General features: G+C 60.7%; 25 protein-coding genes and 1 riboswitch. Of the genes, 5 read left to right on the plus strand and 20 right to left on the minus strand.

Annotation, left to right across the window (positions count from 1 at the left end; genetic code table 11):
* The 11 genes from secY to yqeB form a co-directional block, all read right to left on the minus strand.
* Complete coding sequence (gene secY, locus OIL88_08675; GenBank protein HJI72432.1) at window positions 1–1,287, minus strand: preprotein translocase subunit SecY; 1,287 nt, start codon at window positions 1,285–1,287, stop codon at window positions 1–3.
* Entirely contained in the window at window positions 1,281–1,730 is a 450-nt protein-coding gene (rplO, locus tag OIL88_08680; protein ID HJI72433.1) for a 50S ribosomal protein L15, read from the minus strand. The genes secY and rplO overlap by 7 nt, the downstream gene beginning before the upstream one ends.
* A 3-nt stretch (window positions 1,731–1,733) precedes the next feature.
* Window positions 1,734–1,916, minus strand: a complete 183-nt coding sequence (gene rpmD / locus OIL88_08685) for a 50S ribosomal protein L30 (GenBank protein HJI72434.1) — start codon at window positions 1,914–1,916, stop codon at window positions 1,734–1,736.
* 2 nt (window positions 1,917–1,918) lie between these two features.
* Window positions 1,919–2,443: a 30S ribosomal protein S5 gene (gene rpsE, locus OIL88_08690; GenBank protein ID HJI72435.1), complete on the minus strand. Its 525-nt coding sequence runs from the start codon at window positions 2,441–2,443 to the stop codon at window positions 1,919–1,921.
* A gap of 14 nt (window positions 2,444–2,457) precedes the next feature.
* Window positions 2,458–2,826, minus strand: a complete 369-nt coding sequence (rplR, locus tag OIL88_08695; protein HJI72436.1) for a 50S ribosomal protein L18 — start codon at window positions 2,824–2,826, stop codon at window positions 2,458–2,460.
* Window positions 2,827–2,901: 75 nt separating this feature from the next.
* Complete coding sequence (rplF, locus tag OIL88_08700) at window positions 2,902–3,438, minus strand: 50S ribosomal protein L6 (GenBank protein HJI72437.1); 537 nt, start codon at window positions 3,436–3,438, stop codon at window positions 2,902–2,904.
* Between the two features lie 33 nt (window positions 3,439–3,471).
* Window positions 3,472–3,870, minus strand: coding sequence for a 30S ribosomal protein S8 (gene rpsH, locus OIL88_08705; GenBank protein HJI72438.1), 399 nt, complete (start codon window positions 3,868–3,870; stop codon window positions 3,472–3,474).
* Window positions 3,871–3,989: 119 nt separating this feature from the next.
* On the minus strand, window positions 3,990–4,175 hold the full coding sequence (locus tag OIL88_08710) for a type Z 30S ribosomal protein S14 (GenBank protein HJI72439.1): 186 nt from the start codon (window positions 4,173–4,175) through the stop codon (window positions 3,990–3,992).
* Window positions 4,176–4,254: 79 nt separating this feature from the next.
* Window positions 4,255–4,812 carry a 50S ribosomal protein L5 gene (gene rplE, locus OIL88_08715; protein ID HJI72440.1) on the minus strand — a complete coding sequence of 186 codons (558 nt, stop codon included), beginning with the start codon at window positions 4,810–4,812 and terminating at the stop codon, window positions 4,255–4,257.
* Between the two features lie 312 nt (window positions 4,813–5,124).
* Window positions 5,125–6,168, minus strand: coding sequence for an XdhC family protein (locus tag OIL88_08720; protein HJI72441.1), 1,044 nt, complete (start codon window positions 6,166–6,168; stop codon window positions 5,125–5,127).
* 9 nt (window positions 6,169–6,177) lie between these two features.
* Entirely contained in the window at window positions 6,178–6,972 is a 795-nt protein-coding gene (gene yqeB, locus OIL88_08725) for a selenium-dependent molybdenum cofactor biosynthesis protein YqeB (protein ID HJI72442.1), read from the minus strand.
* A 102-nt stretch (window positions 6,973–7,074) separates the two neighbouring features.
* On the opposite strand from yqeB, the gene yqeC reads away from it, so the two are divergent.
* Window positions 7,075–7,809, plus strand: a complete 735-nt coding sequence (yqeC, locus tag OIL88_08730; GenBank protein HJI72443.1) for a selenium cofactor biosynthesis protein YqeC — start codon at window positions 7,075–7,077, stop codon at window positions 7,807–7,809.
* A gap of 111 nt (window positions 7,810–7,920) precedes the next feature.
* Here yqeC and hydA read toward each other — a convergent pair whose 3' ends face one another.
* The 6 genes from hydA to dpaL all read right to left on the minus strand — a co-directional run bounded on the left by hydA (window position 7,921) and on the right by dpaL (window position 15,131).
* Complete coding sequence (hydA, locus tag OIL88_08735) at window positions 7,921–9,288, minus strand: dihydropyrimidinase (protein HJI72444.1); 1,368 nt, start codon at window positions 9,286–9,288, stop codon at window positions 7,921–7,923.
* A gap of 8 nt (window positions 9,289–9,296) precedes the next feature.
* Window positions 9,297–9,911, minus strand: coding sequence for a nucleotidyltransferase family protein (locus OIL88_08740; GenBank protein ID HJI72445.1), 615 nt, complete (start codon window positions 9,909–9,911; stop codon window positions 9,297–9,299).
* Window positions 9,912–10,088: 177 nt separating this feature from the next.
* Window positions 10,089–11,039: a carbamate kinase gene (arcC, locus tag OIL88_08745; GenBank protein ID HJI72446.1), complete on the minus strand. Its 951-nt coding sequence runs from the start codon at window positions 11,037–11,039 to the stop codon at window positions 10,089–10,091.
* 14 nt (window positions 11,040–11,053) lie between these two features.
* Window positions 11,054–12,256 (minus strand): knotted carbamoyltransferase YgeW, encoded by a 1,203-nt coding sequence (ygeW, locus tag OIL88_08750; GenBank protein ID HJI72447.1) that lies wholly within the window; start codon window positions 12,254–12,256, stop codon window positions 11,054–11,056.
* Between the two features lie 202 nt (window positions 12,257–12,458).
* Window positions 12,459–13,844, minus strand: a complete 1,386-nt coding sequence (locus tag OIL88_08755; GenBank protein ID HJI72448.1) for a YgeY family selenium metabolism-linked hydrolase — start codon at window positions 13,842–13,844, stop codon at window positions 12,459–12,461.
* Window positions 13,845–13,916: 72 nt separating this feature from the next.
* Entirely contained in the window at window positions 13,917–15,131 is a 1,215-nt protein-coding gene (gene dpaL / locus OIL88_08760; GenBank protein HJI72449.1) for a diaminopropionate ammonia-lyase, read from the minus strand.
* Window positions 15,132–15,408: 277 nt separating this feature from the next.
* Here dpaL and OIL88_08765 point away from each other — a divergent pair, with 277 nt between their 5' ends.
* From OIL88_08765 to OIL88_08775, 3 genes are all read left to right on the plus strand, one after another.
* Window positions 15,409–16,062 (plus strand): helix-turn-helix transcriptional regulator, encoded by a 654-nt coding sequence (locus OIL88_08765; protein HJI72450.1) that lies wholly within the window; start codon window positions 15,409–15,411, stop codon window positions 16,060–16,062.
* 123 nt (window positions 16,063–16,185) lie between these two features.
* Window positions 16,186–17,172 (plus strand): hypothetical protein, encoded by a 987-nt coding sequence (locus OIL88_08770; protein ID HJI72451.1) that lies wholly within the window; start codon window positions 16,186–16,188, stop codon window positions 17,170–17,172.
* 117 nt (window positions 17,173–17,289) lie between these two features.
* Window positions 17,290–17,380, plus strand: a riboswitch (SAM riboswitch).
* A gap of 8 nt (window positions 17,381–17,388) precedes the next feature.
* The gene (locus OIL88_08775) at window positions 17,389–17,811 is read left to right on the plus strand and encodes a hypothetical protein (protein HJI72452.1); all 423 of its coding nucleotides are present in this window, start codon (window positions 17,389–17,391) and stop codon (window positions 17,809–17,811) included.
* 22 nt (window positions 17,812–17,833) lie between these two features.
* Here the strand turns inward: OIL88_08775 and OIL88_08780 are convergent, their stop codons facing one another.
* From OIL88_08780 to OIL88_08790, 3 genes are read right to left on the minus strand one after another with little or no spacing between them, the layout of a single operon-like run.
* The gene (locus tag OIL88_08780; protein HJI72453.1) at window positions 17,834–18,274 is read right to left on the minus strand and encodes a nucleotidyl transferase AbiEii/AbiGii toxin family protein; all 441 of its coding nucleotides are present in this window, start codon (window positions 18,272–18,274) and stop codon (window positions 17,834–17,836) included.
* Window positions 18,271–18,666, minus strand: a complete 396-nt coding sequence (locus OIL88_08785) for a nucleotidyl transferase AbiEii/AbiGii toxin family protein (GenBank protein ID HJI72454.1) — start codon at window positions 18,664–18,666, stop codon at window positions 18,271–18,273. Before OIL88_08785 ends, OIL88_08780 begins: the two co-directional genes overlap by 4 nt.
* Window positions 18,663–19,190 carry a type IV toxin-antitoxin system AbiEi family antitoxin domain-containing protein gene (locus tag OIL88_08790; protein ID HJI72455.1) on the minus strand — a complete coding sequence of 176 codons (528 nt, stop codon included), beginning with the start codon at window positions 19,188–19,190 and terminating at the stop codon, window positions 18,663–18,665. The genes OIL88_08785 and OIL88_08790 overlap by 4 nt, the downstream gene beginning before the upstream one ends.
* A 638-nt stretch (window positions 19,191–19,828) precedes the next feature.
* On the opposite strand from OIL88_08790, the gene OIL88_08795 reads away from it, so the two are divergent.
* Entirely contained in the window at window positions 19,829–20,041 is a 213-nt protein-coding gene (locus tag OIL88_08795; protein HJI72456.1) for a hypothetical protein, read from the plus strand.
* Window positions 20,042–20,043: the final 2 nt, after the last annotated feature.

Here is a 20,043-nt window from a genome sequence, read left to right on the forward strand (position 1 = left end):
CTATTTAAAGAATCCATCGTAATCATACATCTTGATCTGGCCTTCGAGCTTATCGACCGTGTCGAGCACGACGCCGACCATGATGAGGATGGACGTGCCACCAAATGCCTGAATCAGATGGTTACCCGTGAAGGAGAAGATGATCGAAGGCACGATGGCGATGAGCGCCAAAAAGACAGCGCTGGGAAGCGTGATCTTGTTGAGCGCGTTCTTGATGTAGGCCGCGGTAGCCCTACCCGGACGAACGCCCGGAATAAAGCCGCCCTGCTTCTTAAGGTTGTCGGCGGTGTCATCGGGGTTGAACACCATGGAGGTGTAGAAGTACGCGAAGAACACGATGAGGACAACATTAAGCACCCAGTTGAGCCAACCGGTCGAAAGCGCAGAGGCAACTGCCTGAATCCAGCCGATGCCGGGGAAGAACACGGCAATCTGAGCCGGGAAGTACAGCAGCGCCGAAGCGAAGATGATCGGCACGACACCCGCGGTGTTAACCTTGATGGGCAGGTAGGTGGTCTGGCCGCCCATCATGCGACGGCCCACGACGCGCTTAGCGTAGGAGACCGGAATGCGGCGCTGACCGCGCTCAAGGAAAACAATCAGCGGGATAACCAGCAGGATGATGGCGCAGATGATCACCATGGTGATGATGCCACCGGCATTGCCCTCGGTGCTGGAAAAGATCGCCTGCGGCAGACCGGCCATGATGTTCGCAAAGATGATCAGCGACATGCCATTGCCGATACCGCGCTGGGTGATGAGCTCACCAATCCACATGATCAGCATGGCGCCCGCGGTGAGCGTGCCGACGATCATGAGGTCGAAGATGATCTCGGGAGCGCCGGCGCCGTTAAAGCTGATGCCGAAGCTCTTAAAGAGGAAGAGGTAACCCACGGAGTTGAGGATTGCCAGAGCCAGGGTGAGGTAACGCGAATACTGCGTAATCTTGGTCTGACCGACCTCGCCCTCGCGGGCAAGCTCATGCAGGGAAGGCACAACGGCCTGGAGCATCTGGAGGATGATCGAGCTGGTGATGTAAGGCATGATGCCCAGCGAAAACACCGAAACATAGCTCAACGCGCCGCCAGAGAAAAGATTCAGGAGGGCCATAGCACCTGCGGCGACCGAATTGTTATCGGTCGAGAAAAGGCCCAGCATCCCCTGGAAGGGAATGCCGGGCACAGGAACGTGCGCACCAATGCGGTACACGACGAGCATAGCTATGGTAAAAAGAATCTTTTCGCGCAATTCTTTGATGCGGAAAGCATTCTTAAGACCATTTAGCACGGCAGCTCGACCTTTCCGCCGGCGGCCTCGATCTTGGCCTGCGCAGAAGCGCTGACCTTGTCGACCTTGACCGTGAACTTCTTGGTGAGCTCACCATTGCCGAGCACCTTGACGGGCTCGAACTCGCTCTTGGTGATGCGAGCGGCCTTAAGAGCGGCACCGTCGATCACAGCACCATCCTCGAACTTACGCTCGAGACGCTCAACGTTAACAGCGGTGTACTCGATACGACGGGGGTTGCGGAAGCCCGGAAGCTTGGGCAGGCGCATAGCCAGCGGAGTCTGGCCACCCTCGAAGCCGGCACCCTTGGTGCCGCCAGAGCGAGAGCCCTGGCCCTTCTGGCCGCGACCAGAAGTGGTGCCGTGACCCGAAGAATTGCCACGGCCGACGCGCTTGCGATTCTTGGTGGAACCGGGCGCGGGAGTAAGATCGTGAAGCTGCATTTGCTACTCCTCTACAATCTCGACAAGGTGCTTGACCTTGAAGATCATGCCGCGGACGGACTCGTTGTCAGCAATCTCGCGAACCTCGCGGATCCTGTGGAGACCGAGGGCACGGACAGTACGGACCTGGTCCTGCTTGCAACCGTTGGTGCTGCGGACCTGCTTGATCTTGATGGTGTCAGCCATGCTTAGTTCTCCTTACCGACGAACATCTCGGAGACCGTCAGGCCACGGCGAGCCGCGACGTCCTCAGGGCTGGAGAGCTCCTTGAGGCCCTCGACGGCAGCCTTGATGATGTTGAGGCCGTTGTCGGTACCGAGGGACTTGGACAGGACGTTCTTGATGCCAGCAAGCTCGAAGAGGGGACGCACAGCGCCGCCGGCGATAACGCCGGTACCCTCGACAGCGGGCTTGATGATGATGCGGCCGGCACCAAAGTGACCGAGAACCTCGTGCGGGATGGTGCCCTGCTCGGTCACCGGCACGTGGAACATGTTCTTCTTGGCATCGAGAGACGCCTTGGAGATGGCCAGGGGCACCTCGGCGGACTTGCCCATGCCAACGCCGACGTTGCCCTTGCCGTCGCCAACGACGACGAGAGCGACGAGGCTCATGCGACGACCACCCTTGACGGTCTTCGACACGCGGTTGATGTAAACGACGCGCTCCTCGAACTCGGAGGCCTCGCGCTGCTGCTTCTGATTACGAGCCATGTGCTACATACCTCCTAGAACTCGAGACCGGCGGCACGAGCACCGTCGGCGAGGGCCTTGACGCGGCCATGGTAGATACGGCCACCGCGATCGAAGGCGACCTTGGTGATGCCGGCCTCGATGGCGCGCTTGCCAACGAGCTGACCGACCTTCTCCGCAGCCTCCTTGTTCGAGGTGTGGGTGCCCTTGAACTCGGCCTCGAGGGTCGAGGCGGAGACGAGCGTCAGGCTGGAGCCCTTGCTGTCGTCGATGATCTGGGCATAGATGTTGGCGTTAGTACGGGTCACGCGAAGACGCGGACGCTCGGCGGTACCCGAGACCTTGCCGCGCACACGACGCTGACGACGCTTGAGGCCTTCCAGCTTCGCCTTATGCTTGTTCATACGTAAACTCCTAAAAAGGTTGATCTTGCCAGCACCTGACGGGGTGCTGGTCTTATGCGAGTGAGTCGGTTACGACTACTTGGCGGCCTTACCCAGCTTGCGGCGGATGTGCTCGCCAACGTAGTGGATACCCTTGCCCTTGTAAGGCTCGGGAGGACGATGGCCGCGGATCTCAGCGGCGATCTGACCGACCTGCTGCTTGTTGATACCCTTGACGTTCACGTGGGTGTTGTCGGGAACCTCGAAGGTGATGCCCTCGGGAGCCTCGACGATCACGGGGTGCGAGAAGCCCAGGGAGAACTCGAGGTTCTTGCCCTTCTGCTGCACGCGGTAACCGACGCCGGCGAGCTCGAGCTTCTTCTCGAAGCCCTCGGAAACGCCAACAACCATGTTGTGGATGAGGGCACGGGTGAGGCCGTGGCGGGCACGGGTCTCACGCTCGTCGTCGGGACGGGAAACGGTGAGGACGTTGTCCTCGACGTTGATAGCGAGCTTCTCATAGACATCGAGCTCGAGCTGGCCCTTGGGGCCCTTGACGACAACGTTGTTGCCGTTGACTGCCACTTCGACTCCGGCGGGAATCTGGACAGGCTTATTACCGATACGAGACACGGTGATCTCCTTTCCTTCTACCTACCGAGCGAATTACCAGACGTAAGCGATGATCTCGCCGCCGACGTTGTGCTTGCGAGCATCGCGGTCGGTCATGACGCCATGGCTGGTGGAAATAATGGCGGTACCGAGGCCACCACGGACGCGGGGCATGTCGGCAACGCCGGTGTACTTACGCAGGCCCGGCTTGGAAATGCGGCGGATGCCGTTGATGACCTTAGCCTTCTTGGGACCATACTTAAGCGTGATGTGCAGAGTCTTCTGGGGAACGGTGTCCTCGACATCGTAGCCCTCGATGTAGCCCTCCTCGTGCAGAACACGAGCGATCTCGACGAGCTTCTTGCTGCTCGGCATGGAGACCGTGGCCTTGTTCACAGAGTTAGCGTTACGGATGCGCGTAAGCATATCTGCGATCGGGTCTGTAAGGTTCATACAGATTCTCCTTCGTTCTTGATGAACACGTGCTCTTGGTTCTTCGCCGCCCTTAACGGCAAAGCCTAACTAGCGCGTTTTCCCTGTTCCAAACTGATGCTTGAAACGCTGGTAGTGACTTACCAGCTGGCCTTCTTAACGCCGGGAAGCTCGCCCTTGAGTGCAAGCTCACGGAAGCAGACACGGCACAGGCCGAACTTGCGGTACACAGAGTGCGGACGGCCGCAGCGCTGGCAGCGCGTGTACTCACGAGTAGAGAACTTCTGCTTGCGATTGCACTTGACGATCATCGATGTCTTAGCCACTTATATCCTCCTCACATAGAGTATTGTTCGCCCCAAACGCCGCCCCCTTGTGGGAACGGCGCTCATAGGGCAGGTGAACCTATTTCTTGAACGGGAAACCGAAGGCGTCCAGAAGGGCCTTGGCCTCCTCATCGGTGTTGGCGGTGGTCACGAAAGTGATGTCCATACCACGCTGGTGATCGACGGAATCGAAGTCGATCTCGGGGAAGATGAGCTGCTCGGTGACGCCCATGGAGAAGTTACCACGGCCGTCGAAGCTCTTGGCGGAGATGCCGCGGAAGTCGCGGATACGGGGGATCGCGACGGAGGTCAGACGATCGAAGAACTCCCACATACGGTCGCCACGCAGGGTAACCTTGCAGCCGATCGGCATACCAGCGCGCAGGCGGAAGGTAGCGATGGACTTGCGGGCACGGGTGATCATCGGCTGCTGGCCGGTGATGGCGCGCAGGTCGCGCACGGCACCGTCGATGGCCTTGGAATCGGTAGCGGCCTCGCCGACACCCATGTTCACGACGATCTTCTCAAACTTAGGGATCATCATGACGTTCTCGTACTGGAACTTGTCCTGAAGCTGCTGCTTGACCTCGTTGTTGTACTTGGTCTTCAGACGCGGCACATACTTCTCTTCTGCCATTGTTCACTCCTTCTTGGGGTTTTAAGCACGGGGCGTGGCCACGATGGGTTGTCCTCGTGCCTCCTGGCTGCATCCGCGCCGCTCATGGCATTTCGCGGTTTGGACTCGACGCAGCAGGAGCCGACAAAACAATCGGTACTATACGCGCATTAGGGGCGTATTTCCAGAAAAACCTCGTCTGCCTGCACAACTCCACAACTCCCCCGCACAAATCGATCCCCCAAAAGCAGTTGCGGTGAAATAGGGACTGTTTGGCGGCCTATCAGGCTTAAACAATCCCTATTTCACCGCAACTTATTAAATGGAATGAGGTTAGCGCTTGCGGGGGACGAGTTGGGTGCGGCGCAGGTGGATCATCTCGGCGGCGATGGAGATGGCAATCTCCTCGGGGTCTTCGGCCTCGATGGCGACGCCGATCGGCAGGTGCAGCTCATCGATCTGCTCCTGCGTAAAGCCCTCCTGCTCCAGGCGGGCGCGCACAAAGGCCGTCTTGCGGCGCGAGCCCAAGCAGCCCAGATAGGCGGGCTTGGCGCGCATGGCCTGAATCACCACGTCGATATCGGACTTATGACCCGCCGTGGCGACGACCACCAGGTCGCGCGGACCGATGGGGCACTGCTCGCCCAGGTTCTTGTAGTCGACCAGGCGTCGGTCGCAGACGCCGGGCACCCATTCGGGCGTCAACGTGTCGGGGCGATCGTCGCACGCCACGACGGTAAAGCCCGCCGCCGTGAGCACGCGCGCCGTCGCGGCACCCACGTGGCCGCAGCCAAAGATATAGGTCAGGCCCTCGGGGCAGAGCGTCTCGACGTGCGCCGCGGGGATCTCAGAGGCAGCATTGGTGTAGGTGACCTTGCTCCCCTCTTCCACCAGCGAAAGCTCGGGGCAGCCGGCAATGGTACGGCGCGATTCCTCGCCATGGCACTCGGCCACATCGCCCTCGAGCGCACTCGCGATAAACGGCTCAAAGTCGATGACAAAGTCGCCGATGCGTCGATAGGCCAAGACATCGGCAATCTCCTGGAACAACGGCGCCTGGGTCGCATCCAAATGCAGGTAGCACAGGCAGATGGCTCCGCCGCAGATCATGCCGGTGTCGGAATTCTCGCCGCCCATGGTGTAGCGGACCAGGCGCGACTGCCCCGCGCTCAGGAGGTCGCGCGCCTCATCCAACGCAAAGAGCTCAATCTTGCCGCCGCCGATAGTGCCCGCCTGGCCGCCATCGGCAAAGACGGTCATCCAGGCGCCCACACCGCGCGGCGACGACCCCGCCGTGCCGGCCACGACCACGAGCTCGCACGTCTCGCCAGCACGCAGGGCGGTAAGTGCCGCATTCACAACATCGAGCTTTTCCATTGCCGCTTCCTATCCCCTAAAAACGTCGGTGAGCATGGCGAGCGCCTCGAGCACGCCGCCGCCGACCGACGTCGCCTTGTCCGAAATATAGTTGATATAGCTGGCGTCGCCGCGCGGATCGACGTCGGCGCACTTAAAGCCCTCGGTCACCTGCACGCCGTTCGCCAAAAGCCCACGCAGACAGCCATCGATCTGCGTACACATGGGCGTATCGCCCGCGTAGCCAATCACGTCACCGGCGCTCACGATGTCGCCGATTGCGCAATCGGACCGAAACACGCCGGCGGCGGGGCTGTGGATAACGCGCTCTTTGCCATAGCCGGCGATAATGCCCGGCACGCCCGTGTTGGGCTGGGGCGAGCCTTGGGTAATGACACGGCCGAGGAAATGCCCGCGCATGGTCTCGACCACGGCGTCGCAATCGACTGGTGCGGTGAAGCCCGGCCCCACGGCGATGACGGCAGGCGCCATGTCGCGCGTGGTGCCCAGGTTGCGCTTGGCGAGAATCGCATCGACCACGGCGGCGGGCTTAAGCTCATCGAGCATCTTGGCATGGGGGTCCACCACGACGGCAACATCCCCCGCCTGGGCAATCGCAAGCGCCTCAGCCGGCGTCTGCGCCAGGCGAGCGCGAATGCCTTCAACCTGGACCTCGCCTAAGCGAATGGCCTCGCAAAAACTGATCGTGCGGCGGATGCACGTGGGAACCGCGATATCGGCCATGACAACCGACACGCCAGCGCGCACCAAGCGAGCGGCGACGCCCGTGGCGATATCGCCGGCGCCGCGAACATAAACGAGCATTCCCGGGGCACCTCCCTGTGCTACGGTTTGAGCAGAGCAAAAGCGGTTCGACCGCTACTCTGATGATTATTTATTATCACAGTATTATACGGCGGTGAACAGATGGAAACGGTTAGCGGCGACCTTGCCTCCGCGCTCAAAATCGAGCCGGGCATTACCGCGATTATCGGCAGTGGCGGCAAGTCGACCTTGCTGAGGACGCTGGGCCTTGAGCTCATGCGCGCCGGCGGCCGCGTGCTCCTCTGCACCACCACGCACATGTTTCCCGTCGCCGGCGTGCCGTGGGACGGGTCGAGCCGCCGCTTGGACGCCGCGCCCTGGAGACCGGGGGCTTTGCACGCGCCCGGCTGCACCTGCGAAGCTTGCGCGGGCCTTGTGCGCGGAAGCATCTGCCAGGCGGGTGTCTTGGATCCGGAGACTGGCAAGCTCTCCTCCCCCGCCGAGCCGCTCGACCAGCTGGCGCAGCGCTTTGACTACGTGCTGGCCGAGGCAGATGGCAGCAAGCGGCTCCCGCTCAAGGCGCACGCCGCCTGGGAGCCGGTGATTCCCCCCGGCACGGCCAACGTTATCTGGGTCGTCGGCGCCTCGGGGTTCGGCAAGCCCGTCGACGAGGTCGTCCACCGCCCCGAACTCTTCTGCGAGCGCTGCGGCTGCAAGCCCACCGACATCACTACCCCCGAGCGGGTCGCCCAGACGCTCGATGCCGAGCTGCGGATGCTGAACCTCAACAACGCCCGCATCATGCTCAACCAAGCCGACACGCTGGCCGACCCCACGACGGCAGATTGCTTCGAGGCAGCCCTCGACCGCCCCATCATCGCCACCAGCCTCAAGTAGCCAGCCCTACCCTCCGCAGTTGCGGTGAAATACGGACTGTTTGCGGCCGTCAGGCGGCCAAACAGTCCGTATTTCACCGCAACTGCGGAGGGGGACACAGCATCCTTGCTGCTAGCGGGGGACGTAGCGGCCGGGTTGGGCTCCGGTGGGCTCGCCGTTGCGCGCCGCCAGCACGCCGTTCACAAACACGGCCTTGGCGCGGCCATGCGCCTCAAAGCCCTCGAGCGGCGTGTAGTCCACGGCCTGATGCTGTGTCGCGGCGCTGATGGTCCAACGCGCGCTCGGATCCCACACGCACACATCGGCGTCGGCGCCCTCGGCAAGACAGCCCTTGCGTGGATACATGCCAAAGACGCGCGCCGGGTTCTCGCTCATCAGACGGCACAGATCCTCGGGGCCCAGCTGTCCCTCAAAGCTCGTGGCAATCGCGACGGGGCGATGCTCCACACCGGGCCCGCCGTTGGGAATCGCACGGAAGTCGTCGCGCCCGCGGTCCTTTTGCCCATGCAGGTTAAAGCTGCAGTGGTCGGTCGCGATAGTATCGATCTCGCCGGCCACAAGCGCCTCGCGCAGGGCCGCGCGGTCGCCGGCATGACGCAGCGGCGGGCTCATCACATACTTGGCGCCCGCAAAGCCGTCCTCACCCTGCTCCAGATAGCAGGTATCGTCAAGCATCAGATACTGAGGGCAGGTCTCGACATAGATATTCTTCTGCCCGCGCGCCTTGGCGGCACGGATGGCCTCGAGCCCCAGCTTGGTCGAGAGATGCACCACGTTAACCGGGGCGTCGCCGGCAAGATGCGCCAGATACAGCAGACGACTCACGGCCTCGGCCTCGCACACATCCGGGCGGCTGAGCGCATGGCCCTCGGGTCCATGAATCCCCTGCTCAAACACGCGCTTCTGAAGCGCGTTCACCAGCGTGCCGTTCTCGCAGTGCACGCACAGCATGCCGCCCACGCGTTTGAGCTCTTCGAGCACCTCGAGTGTCTCGGCATCGTCCAGGCGCAGATGGTCGTAGGCAAAGTAGGTCTTGAACGACGACACGCCCGCCTCGCGCATGGCAGAGAGGTCGGCGCGGTTGCGGCCGTTCCACTCGGCAAGCGCCATATGAAAGGCGTAGTTGGCCGTACAGGTTCCGTCGGCGCGGCGATGCCACTCGGCCAAGGCATCGGGCATGGTCACGCCGCGATCGGCCGTCGCGTAATCCACGATGGTCGTGGTGCCACCGCAGGCAGCCGCGCGCGTGCCGGTCTCAAAGCTATCGGCTGTCCAATCCATGCCGGTCCAGCACTGCATGTGCGTGTGGCCGTCGATAAAGCCGGGAAACACCCAGCAGCCCGCGGCATCCTCGACGGTATCGTCGGCGCCCGGCTCAATAGCCGCGGCAATCCGCACGATCTTATCGCCCTCCATGGCAAGATCGGCGCGGCGAAGTCCCTGTGGCGTCACGAGCGCGCCGTTTTTGATGATGATCATGTTGCTCCTTATTGATTAATACAGTTTGCCACGCGATCAAAATACGAGCAGGCAGCGATATGCTCCGTTATGCGTTGCTGTCCCTTGGCGGTATCGACGTCCCACAGCTCGTAGGCACGCGCCTCGACCAGCGCAATGTCGGTGCGACCCCCGAGAATCGAGCCTCCGCCGTCTTTGCCTTCGAGAAGCATAAGCGCGTCGAACAGCTGCGCCGGAAAGAGCACCGGACTCGAGGGCTCGCCATTGCACGCCAAGCGCACCGGATGTTTGCAGTCGCGCTCGTCAAATGCACGAACCATGGCCTTAAAAGAATCCGAGCTCACGAGTGGCTGGTCGCCCGGCAAAAAGAGGCAGCCTTTCCAGTTGCGCCCGGCTCCCCAGGAAAGACCCGCACGAATGCTCTCGCTCCTGAGCGAACCGTCATGCAGCACGCACGGGCAATGCTTGTCCTCGCAAATCTGAGCGACCTCGGGCCAACGCGTCGAAACCACGACGTCAAAGCCTCTGGGAACCGAGTCGATGGTCCAGGCAATCAGCGGCTTGCCATAGATATCGGCGAGCATCTTGTTGGAACCAAACCGCTTGCCCTCGCCCGAGGCCATAATCACGCAACCGAGCTTCATCTCCGCAAACCTCCCCTGGCCGCCTTGGACACCATAGTTGCTATACCCACCATACCAAGCTCACACTCCGTCGGAACAGGCACGCGCCAGTTTTCCAGCAAGCGCTCCCCAGCTCTCCATAGCACAAAGGAGGGCACCCCGCGACGCAGGGCACCCTCCTCAATGGTGCAGATATGCCTACTCAGCGTCGCCGGTAAACGTGGTACCGGTCTTGCCGGCAAGACCGTCACGCGCCTTCTCGAGCAGCGTGATGAGCGCCGTACGGCCCGGCTTGCTCTCGGCAAACGTCGAGGCAGCCTGAACCTTGGGCAGCATGGAGCCGCGACCGAACTCGTTGGCCTCGGACAGACGCTTTACGTCAGCCGCGGTCAGCGTGTCGAGCCACTGCTCGTGGTCGGTGCCAAAGCCAATGGCAACCTTCTCCACGGCCGTCAGGATAATCAGGGCATCGGCATCGAGCTGCTCGGCGAGCTTCTCGGCCGCAAAGTCCTTATCGATGACGGCGGCAGCGCCCTTAAGGTGGTTGCCCTGGGCCTTGGTGACGGGGATACCGCCACCGCCGCAGGAGATCACCACGTGGTTGGTCTCGACGAGCGACTTGATGGTGTCGAGCTCGACAATGTTCACGGGCTTAGGCGAAGCCACCACGCGACGGAAGCCCTGCTTCTCGTCGTGGATGAACTGGTAGCCGCGGTCGGCTTCCAGCTCCTTGGCCTCGGCCTCGCTCATCCACGGGCCAATCGGCTTAACGGGATCGGCGAAGGCCGGGTCGTCCGCCGCAACCTCGACCTGGGTGAGCACGGTGGCGACACCCTTGTCGATATTGCGGTCGAGCATTTCCTCGCGCAGGCCGTTCTGCAGGTCATAGCCAATGTAGCCCTGGCTCATGGCGCCGCAGACGGACAGCGGGCAGGGAATGTACTTCTGAGGGTTAGAGCGCGTGAGCTCGGCCATCGCGTTGGCGATCATACCCACCTGGGGACCGTTGCCATGCACGATGACGACCTCGTTGCCCTCCTCGATCAGGTCGACGATGGCCTTGGAAGTCGTCTTGACGGCCTCCATCTGCTCGGGAAGGTTGGCACCGAGGGCGTTTCCGCCCAAGGCGACAACAATACGCTTAGCCATTTCTCAGCCCAGCTTTAGGCCTGGAACCAACGGGCGGTGTTGCGCTCGTCGAGGGCCTTGAGGGCGGCAGCGGGATCGGCAACCTTCTGCAGGAACATCATGGCTGCGATGGCGTACGGCTTGTAGCTGGCCTCCTTGTACATGCCCACACGGTGCATGTCGAAGACGTCGGCATTGACCTCGCCGTGCTCGCAGGAGACACCGGAGATGTCGGCGGGCAGCGGGTGCATAAAGATGGTGTCCTGGCCGTTGGCGGTCTTCTCCATGAGCTCGGTCGTGGAGCACCAATCCTGATGCGTAGCGTTCTGAGCGAGCAGTTCCTTCTCGAGCGCAGCGATGCCGGCGTCGTCGCCCTCGGCGTACAGGTTGGTGCGCTTCTCCATGGCGGCAAACGGAGCCCAGCTCTTGGGGATCACGATGTCGGCGCCCTCGAAGGCCTCGGCCATGGTGTTGACCTGCTTAAAGGAGGTGCCGGACTCGGCGGCGTAGCCCTTGGCGCGCTCGACGACCTCGGGCATGAGGTCGTAGCCCTCGGGGTGAGCCAGGGTGACGTCCATGCCAAAGCGGGGCAGCAGGCTGATCAGCGACTGCGGGCAGGACAGCGGCTTGCCGTAAGAGGGCGAATAGGCCCAGGTGACGGCAACCTTCTTGCCCTTGAGGTTCTCGAGACCGCCAAACTCGTTGATGAGGTAGAGCATGTCGGCAGAGGACTGCGTGGGGTGATCGGAGTCGGACTGCAGGGAGATGAGCGTGGGACGGTGGTCCAGAACGCCGTCCTCGTAGGCCTGCTGGACAGACTCGGAGACCTCGGCCATGTAGGCGTCGCCCTTGCCGATGTACATGTCGTCGCGGATGCCGATGACGTCGGCCATGAAGGAGATCATGGTAGCGGTCTCGCGGACGGTCTCGCCGTGAGCGATCTGGGACTTCTTCTCGTCCAGGTCCTGCAGCTCAAGGCCGAGCAGGTTGGCGGCCTTAGAGAAGGAGAAGCGCGTACGGGTGGAGTTGTCGCGGAACAGGGAGACGGCAAGGCCCGAGTCGAAGATCTTGGGCGAGACGTTGTTCTCGCGCAGCTGACGCAGGGCGTCGGCGACGATGTAGAGAGCCTTGAGCTCATCGGTGGTCTTGTCCCAGGTGTGCAGGAAGTCGCTGCCGTACATACCCTTAAAATCGAGACCGTTCAGCTGCTCGACGAGCTCGGTAAACTTAGCGTCCATGTATGTGTCCTTTCCAAAGATGCGAATGATGGTAATGGGTAGATGCGCTCCGGCATGCGCGTGTGGCTAGAACATGCAGAGCACTATGACGAGGACCCGCCACCGTCGAGGAAGCATGGGAGATAACGACCGCGGGCCCCAAGTCAACAGGGGGTACCGGGGGCACAAGCGGCCCCCGGCTCAACAAAATCGAAGAATGGGACTAATCGATCTTGTTGTTGGTCAGACCGGCGCGGAACACGGTGGCGTCGCCATCGGCCTGGCTCGGATCGTAGAGGTTCAGGGCAGCCACATACATGGCGGCAGCGGTGACCAGGTCGTCCTTGTAGGTGACCTCGTTGGGAGCGTGAGCCTGAGACTCGGCACCCGGGCCGAAGCCGACGCAGGGGATGCCATAGCGGCCCTGGATGGAAACGCAGTTCGTGGAGAAGGTCCACTTGTCGCACAGCGGGCGACCGGTGCGCTTGTCCATGCTGGGCTCGCAGCCGATGCGCTCGTCACCGAACATAGCCTTGTGGGCGTCGACGAGGGCCTTGACGTGCGGAGCGGTCTCCTTGTTGATCCACGTGGGGAAGTAAGCCTCGGTCTCATAGACCTCGCCGGTCCAGGACGGACGGTCGTACATGTACATGGAGACCTTCACGTCGTCGCCGTACTTCTTGGCGGCCGGCAGGTTGCGAATCTCGTCCAGGCAGGACTCCCAGGTCTCGCCGGCGGTCATGCGGCGGTCGATGGAGATGGCGCAGGAGTCAGCGACAGCGCAGCGGCTGGGGCTGGTGTAGAAGATCTGGCTGACGGTGCAGGTGCCGCGGCCCAGGAAGCGGGCGTCCTCGAAGTGCTCGGGGTTGTACTTGGGGTCGAGCATCTTGACGAGGCCCTTGATGTCGGTCGACTCGTCGCAGCCGTTGTTGTTGAGGGCGCGGACGTCGGCGATGATGTCGGCCATCTTGTAGATGGCGTTGTCGCCGCGGTCGGGAGCGGAGCCGTGGCAGGAGGTGCCGTGAACGTCGACGCGGATCTCCATGCGGCCGCGGTGACCGCGATAGATGCCGCCGTCGGTGGGCTCGGTGGAAATGACGAACTCGGGCTTAATGCCGTCCTTGTTGTAGATGTACTGCCAGCACATGCCGTCGCAGTCCTCTTCCTGGACAGTGCCGACGACCATGATCTTGTAGCCCTCGGGGATGAGGCCCATGTCCTTCATCATCTTGGCAGCGTAGGTAGCAGAAGCCATGCCACCCTCCTGGTCGGAGCCGCCGCGGCCGTAGATGATCTCGTCGGTCTCGTAGCCCTCATAGGGATCGGCATCCCAGTTCTCGATGTTGCCGATGCCGACGGTGTCGATGTGGGAGTCGATGGCGATGATCTTGTCGCCCTCGCCCATAAAGCCCATAACGTTGCCCAGGCCGTCGACCTTGACCTCGTCATAGCCAAGGCTCTCCATCTCGGCCTTGATGCAGGCGACAACCTCACCCTCCTCGCAAGACTCAGAGGGATGGGAGATCATAGCGCGCAGGAAGCGAGTCATGTCAGCACGATGAGACTCAGCAGCAGCCTTGATAGCGTCGAAATCGAGTTCTTTAGCCATTGTTCATAACCTTTCAAACGAAGGAATCTACCTGTGAGGTGGCGGAGCGATACCTATTTACTCCGCCCAGTATTAGCAAGTGGGGTATTCGCCTTCCCAGACGATGCGACGGTACTGCTCCGGATCGGTGTCGCCCTCGGTGGAGAAGCAGAGCACGGAGCTCGTCTTGTCCAGGCCGATGAGCTCCTTGAGCTCGGCGTACTCGGGATCGAGCATGAGGGTCTCGACCAGGCCGGTGGTCACTGCGCCGGACTCGCCGGAGATGACGCGCGGGTCGCCCTTCTCGGGAGCGCCCAGGGTGCGCATGCCGCGAGCGGTGACCCAGTCGGGGCAGGACACGAAGGCGGTGGTGTGGTTGCGCAGGATATCCCAGCCCAGAATGTTGGGCTCGCCGCAGCACAGGCCGGCCATGATGGAGGGCATGTCGCCGTCCACGATGCGCGGGTCGCCGTCGCCGGCGGCAGCGCCCTTGTACAGGCAGGCGGCAGGCGCGCACTCGACCACGACGAAGGTGGGCGGATTATCGGGATACAGGTTGGTGAAATAGCCCACCACGGCGCCGGCCAGCGAGCCTACACCGGCCTGAACAAAGACGTGCGTCGGGCGGTTGATGGCCATCTCGCGCAGCTGCTCGGCAGCCTCGGAAGCCATGGTGCCGTAGCCCTCCATGATCCAGGACGGAATCTTCTCGTAGCCCTCCCAGGCGGTGTCCTGAACGATGACGCCGCGCTCGCAGGCATCGGCCTCCGCGGCGGCCATGCGCACGCACTCGTCGTAGTTGACCTCTTCGATGGTCACCGTGGCGCCCTCGGCGGCGATGTTATCGAAGCGGGGCTTGGTGGAACCCTTGGGCATGTGCACGACGGCCTTCTGGCCCAGCTTGTTGGCAGCCCATGCCACGCCGCGGCCATGGTTGCCGTCGGTGGCGGTAAAGAAGGTAGCCTGGCCAAAGTCCTTGGCAAGCTGATCGGAGGTCAGGTAATCGAAGGTGCACTCGGCAACGTCCTTGCCGGTCTCGTCGGCAATGTAGTTGGCCATGGCAAACGAACCGCCCAGAACCTTAAAGGCGTTGAGGCCAAAGCGATAGCTCTCGTCCTTAACGCACAGGTTGGACAGACCCAGGCGCGCGGCCTGGCCGTCCAGGCGGGCAAGCGGAGTGACGGTGTACTGGGGGAACGACTGGTGGAAGGCGCGGGCCTTCTTCACGTGGTCGAGGCTCATGATTCCCAAGTGCTTGTCATCGCTCTTGGGCATCGTGTTGCCCGCCCACTGGATCTTATCGGCCATACGGTGAACTCCTTAAGTTCTCTCTTGCCGGCCCCCGCATACGCGTTTCAGCCCATTCCCATTCATGCGACTGAACTTTTATGTGGATGCCAAACAAAAAGTTTGTTAGCACTGTTCTATCACACTTTTTGATTGGAAAACCTAACAAATTGTTTGTTGCCGTAATCGGTACCTTTTCGCCGACGAACGGTTACATAACGCAGCGACGCTTTCGTTATTTGCGAACAAGTGGGGTTTATGGCAAAGTGAGCCCAAACTAATTTTTAGGAAGGCACCTATGACCCCCGCACAGATTGAGTTTTATAAGCGCCTTGCACACGGCCTGGCGCTCCAATTTGGCCCCAACTGCGAAGTCGTCGTCCACGACTTGGAGACCGAGGACGTGGACCACTCCATCGTAGTGATCGAAAACGGCCACGTCAGCGGGCGCAAACTGGGTGACGGCCCCAGCCATATTGTGCTTGAGTCCATGCACGAGGGCACCGCCGACGTGCACGACCGCGAGCCATACCTCACCAAAACCGCCGATGGCAAGCTGCTCAAGTCCTCGACCATCTTTATCCGCAACGACGAGGGCAAGCCCGTCGGCATTTTGGGCATTAACTTTGACATTACGCTCATGAAGGCTTTTGAGCGCTCGCTCGATGCCTTTACCGGCACCGGCGGCACGGGCTACACCGAGCCCGAGCCCATTACCAAAAACATCGGCGACCTGCTCGAGGACCTGTTGCACGAGTGCGAGCAGTTTGTGGGCAAGCCCGCGGCGCTCATGACCAAAGATGAGCGCATTCGCGCCATTGGCTACCTCGACCGTCGCGGCGCCTTCCTCATTTCCAAGTCGAGCGAGCGCGCCTGCGAGTTCTTTGGCATCTCCAAGTACAGCTTCTATAGCTACCTCAATGAGGCCAAGGCGGCGGCCGACGACAAGTAGGCACTTGCCTAGATTGCCCCTCCCCTTTTGGGCGCGAGTTCTGGAAAGCATGAATCCAAGACCGAGCCGCTTGGAAAGTTCCATATAATCGATGTCATTAGTATTTCGAAAGGGTGGAACAGAATGGCGTTGAGCAAGGCATCATGCACCGGTCGCGGATTGATTCCGGCAATTGGTGGACATGTGCACCGCATGTTCGATGAGGGCGAAGACGACCTGTTTTCGCTGAGCCTTGACGACGTGATGGATGATCGCCCGTGGACCGCCGACGAACTCATGGGCGGTGGGGCTCGCCCGTCAAGCCCCAATCCCGCACTTGCGCCTAAGCCCGCATCTGCGCCGACTCCTGCGCAGCCGCCTGTTTCGACGCCCGCGTCTACGCCCGCACCCATTTCGGCGCCCACGCCCACTCCCCGCCCCGCAAGCGACCCGTCCGAGACGGCGGCATTTCTCGCTGCGGCGACGCGGAGCAAATCGGCCGACAGCACCGTTATGTACAGCTCCCAGCAGTTGCCTGTTCCTGCGGCACGCAAGTCTCCGGTCACAAGGCTCGATGAGCCCGTTGCCCATCAGGTTGCCTACGATTCCTGGGCTGCAGCCGATCTGGATGAGACCTCTACCGGCATGCCGGCGCTCGACGTTCCAGTTAACCCGCTTTTTGCCGCCAACACGAGCGCCGCGGACTATGAGGGCGGTGCGGCATATTCCGATTATTCCGATGGCTATGCTGGCACCGATCGCATCGAGACCGAGGATTATGGCACCGCATCGAGCGATTATCTCAACGATCCGTACGCTGCCACACCTGCACCGGAATATGACCCGGAGGCCGCGTCCGCACCGGCGTATACCAAAAGCACGGGCGAAGAGCGCTTCGCCGATTATTACGCCGAGGAAAAGGCGCTGCGTTTTTCGGAATTTCCGCAGGCAGTCAAGGTTGCCTTTATCGCCATTGTCATTGCCCTGCTCGGTGTCATTGCGTTTGAGGGATTCCGGCTGTTCTCCGGCCCCACCCAAGCGGAGTCGGAGACCCAGCAAAAAGAGGACGATAACGAGTATCTGGACATCAACATCCTCAAGGGCGACCCCAACGACAGGGACGACGAATAACAAATGCCAAAAATGAGGGTCGTAGACCAAATCAACCCCGTGCGCTCATTGCCGCACGGGGTTGATTTTTGTCCGCGCGCGCCGATAGACTCCATCGTGCCCGCAAGGAGTGGGCGCGTTTTATCCAGAGTCGGGGTAGAGAGTTGGCTCCACGATCCCGACGCCAACCGGCCAAGAGGCACGGTGGCCCTGCCAACATCGATGAAAGGAGTCCGTATGGACAATTTCTCCGTGCGCAGTGAGCGCAACTTCCACAATCTGGTCGTCAAACCGAATCACATTCATCTTCTGGATAAGCCAAATGGCTACGCCTCGGCCATGACCAAGAGCAGCCTCTCCCGCCAGATGCGCTTTACGGTGCAGAAACTCGAGGAAGAGCTTTGCGCTGCCGACAATCCACACGTACTGCAGATTCAGCTGCTCGGAGACGACTCGCGCGAGCCGTCTAGCTGGAAGCTGTTTGCAGACGACACGTGCATCGCGAACGGCTCGGGTGACTTTGCCCGCAAGTGTTTCTGCGAGGGCGCCGAGGTGTTCCTGGATCTATGCCGCGATGCCGTCGAGGCTGTCGAGCTGCGCCAGTGGAGTCAGAGGGAGTATGAGCTGCTGAGTGCTGCGCGTGGGGTTGCTATGGCGTAAGCGAGAGATCTCAGCAGTGTCACTAACGAGCAGAATCGATTTTTGCAATCAAGTCGTTCGCCCATGCCACGGCATCATCGACAGTCGGCAAAACGTTTAGTCCTTCCACCTGGGAGAAATACAGTGAGTCCCAGCCCACTCCCCTCGAGATCATTGGAGGCCACTCCTGCTCCGCACGATACACAAAGAGTCTGATACAGACCTCTCGAGTTTTTAGGTAATCAATTTCCCCGTTGGAAATTGCAATCTGGAGATCTATCAGATCATGGGCGCGCTCGCTGCCGGGGCTGCTCGCAGCATGAAGTTTTTGGGCAATCTGATGCTCGAGCCTCATGCACGGAACCGGCCCCGGTTCGGGAAACCCGAGACCTTTCAATATTGCCGCAGCTTCAGGCGAGGAAACCATATCGGGATCGTCGGCGTCGCCGATTTCGTTATGACCGACCTCAAGCGGCAGCGTCATCCACGATTTACCATTGTAGGCAATCTTGATTTCGAACGGACGCATGACGTAGGAGTTGGAATTCCCTTCGGAGATGCGGGCTCCCTCGGAACAATGGCACCCGAGAATCCGTTCCAGCCTATAGTGAGCGAATCTTCAAGCTTCGTCATGTAATCGTTCAGTGAGGATGCCCTGGCGGTATCAAGGTCGCGCGAGAACCGCGTGACATCCTTCCCAAAGCGAATCTTCAGGGCATTTCCACCCTTTGCGGCTCCATCGGGTAGCATTTGCCCAACAACAACGGCCGCAATGAGCCTTTTAACGCGGCCCGGTTCTTCGCCCAAATCAGTGCAGAGTCGGTCTATCGCTATGTCAAGGTTACGTCTGCTGGTTGGCTTCTTGACTTCCTTCACGACAGCTCCTTCATCAGTCTCTCATGCTCATTGGAGGTAATAAGGCCCTCGGCTTGAGCGTGCTTGGTTGCCTCGATGAGGCGTTCGGTCATAACGGACCCCTTACAAGCCTCAATCGCATCTGCAACGCATTGAGAAGGGATTCCTTCATAGAACGTCGTTTTCGCATTCTCTGGAGCGGACACTGTTTTTATCCAAGCTGGCAGTTTGCGGCGAACACGCTTTGGTGTTGCCACGGTCACGGCACGAGGATCAACAAGTGCAAGTGCGTGCATAGACAGCACTGATTCGCCCCACAGGAAACCCTCGTCACCAACAAGAGCCACTGCCTCCGCAAAGACGTCACGGGGCGTCGGAACCCATTGGGTGAGCTTGTACACCCCATGTCCTCGGCGCATCAATTTCCCAGTGGCACACCATCGGCTCAGTTCTCCGGTGGTTACGCCAATCTCGCGTGCCTGCGCAGCAGTCACGATGCCGTAGCCATCTGCCGCCAGTTCGAATATTTCATCAAAGTGTTTCATGTCAAAAGACTAACACTTTTGTATGTCTTTTGACATAGACATGGTCTTAATCAAGCATTAGAGATCTATTTAAATTCGTATAGCATTGCAATCGCCCTCTCTGAATTCGAAGCCCGCGCCGACAGCATGCGGAACTAAAAAGTGCCGGCAAGAACGATATCGAATAAAATCGCTCCCGCTGGCATATATCTTACCATATAAACGAACATGTGTTCGTTCTCATCAATTATCGATTTATCACACGTCCGCTTTAGCCGCTGTCCGCGCGAATCGTCTAGCCGATAGCTCTTCGCCGGCAGCGCGTGCATCGCAAGCGGCTCGGGCACCTTTGCCCGCGAGTGCTTCTGCGAGGGAGCCGAGGTGTTTTTGGACCTGTGCCGCGACGCCGCGCGCGGCCGAGCTGCACCAGTGGAGCCAGAGGGAGTACGAGCTGCTGAGCGTGGCACGTGGAATCGCGGGTGCGTAGACGAACGCACCCGCCACGCGAGACCGCAACAGCGTTGTTGGCAGGATTATCCCTGCCTGACTCCTTGATTCCATGCCTGACCGTTCACCCGTTCGCCTCAACAGTCACCAGCAATGCAACGCTATAATTCTATAAACGCATTTGTATTGCATTTCGAGCGATGGGAGCGCAGATGCCTGACAGCTATAAGGAGCTCATCAAGAGCAATCCCGACGAGACGGAGATCAGGAGCTTCCTGGTGAACGGCGACCAGGTCTCCGTGACCCTGCGCATCCCCGACACCCTGCGCGACGCGGCGAAAGAGGAAGCGGCCCTGCGGGGCATGAGCTTTTCCGCCTTCGTGCGCACCTGCATGATCGAAGAGCTCGCGAAGAAGGGGGCGTGAGC

Source organism: Coriobacteriaceae bacterium, from assembly GCA_025992855.1.
Classification (GTDB): domain Bacteria; phylum Actinomycetota; class Coriobacteriia; order Coriobacteriales; family Coriobacteriaceae; genus Collinsella.

Excerpts from the sequence above, each read along its gene's own strand:
- rplR (HJI72436.1), bottom strand. The coding sequence starts at position 2,826 with ATGAACAAGCATAAGGCGAAGCTGGAAGGCCTCAAGCGTCGTCAGCGT.
- OIL88_08765 (HJI72450.1), top strand. The coding sequence starts at position 15,409 with ATGACCCCCGCACAGATTGAGTTTTATAAGCGCCTTGCACACGGCCTG.
- OIL88_08740 (HJI72445.1), bottom strand. The coding sequence starts at position 9,911 with ATGAAGCTCGGTTGCGTGATTATGGCCTCGGGCGAGGGCAAGCGGTTT.
- arcC (HJI72446.1), bottom strand. The coding sequence starts at position 11,039 with ATGGCTAAGCGTATTGTTGTCGCCTTGGGCGGAAACGCCCTCGGTGCC.
- OIL88_08755 (HJI72448.1), bottom strand. The coding sequence starts at position 13,844 with ATGGCTAAAGAACTCGATTTCGACGCTATCAAGGCTGCTGCTGAGTCT.
- OIL88_08720 (HJI72441.1), bottom strand. The coding sequence starts at position 6,168 with ATGGAAAAGCTCGATGTTGTGAATGCGGCACTTACCGCCCTGCGTGCT.
- rplE (HJI72440.1), bottom strand. The coding sequence starts at position 4,812 with ATGGCAGAAGAGAAGTATGTGCCGCGTCTGAAGACCAAGTACAACAAC.
- rpsH (HJI72438.1), bottom strand. The coding sequence starts at position 3,870 with ATGAACCTTACAGACCCGATCGCAGATATGCTTACGCGCATCCGTAAC.
- OIL88_08790 (HJI72455.1), bottom strand. The coding sequence starts at position 19,190 with ATGAAACACTTTGATGAAATATTCGAACTGGCGGCAGATGGCTACGGC.
- OIL88_08780 (HJI72453.1), bottom strand. The coding sequence starts at position 18,274 with ATGACGCTGCCGCTTGAGGTCGGTCATAACGAAATCGGCGACGCCGAC.
- ygeW (HJI72447.1), bottom strand. The coding sequence starts at position 12,256 with ATGGACGCTAAGTTTACCGAGCTCGTCGAGCAGCTGAACGGTCTCGAT.
- rplO (HJI72433.1), bottom strand. The coding sequence starts at position 1,730 with ATGCAGCTTCACGATCTTACTCCCGCGCCCGGTTCCACCAAGAATCGC.
- dpaL (HJI72449.1), bottom strand. The coding sequence starts at position 15,131 with ATGGCCGATAAGATCCAGTGGGCGGGCAACACGATGCCCAAGAGCGAT.
- yqeB (HJI72442.1), bottom strand. The coding sequence starts at position 6,972 with ATGCTCGTTTATGTTCGCGGCGCCGGCGATATCGCCACGGGCGTCGCC.
- hydA (HJI72444.1), bottom strand. The coding sequence starts at position 9,288 with ATGATCATCATCAAAAACGGCGCGCTCGTGACGCCACAGGGACTTCGC.
- rpmD (HJI72434.1), bottom strand. The coding sequence starts at position 1,916 with ATGGCTGACACCATCAAGATCAAGCAGGTCCGCAGCACCAACGGTTGC.
- OIL88_08775 (HJI72452.1), top strand. The coding sequence starts at position 17,389 with ATGGACAATTTCTCCGTGCGCAGTGAGCGCAACTTCCACAATCTGGTC.
- OIL88_08770 (HJI72451.1), top strand. The coding sequence starts at position 16,186 with ATGGCGTTGAGCAAGGCATCATGCACCGGTCGCGGATTGATTCCGGCA.
- yqeC (HJI72443.1), top strand. The coding sequence starts at position 7,075 with ATGGAAACGGTTAGCGGCGACCTTGCCTCCGCGCTCAAAATCGAGCCG.
- rpsE (HJI72435.1), bottom strand. The coding sequence starts at position 2,443 with ATGGCTCGTAATCAGAAGCAGCAGCGCGAGGCCTCCGAGTTCGAGGAG.
- OIL88_08795 (HJI72456.1), top strand. The coding sequence starts at position 19,829 with ATGCCTGACAGCTATAAGGAGCTCATCAAGAGCAATCCCGACGAGACG.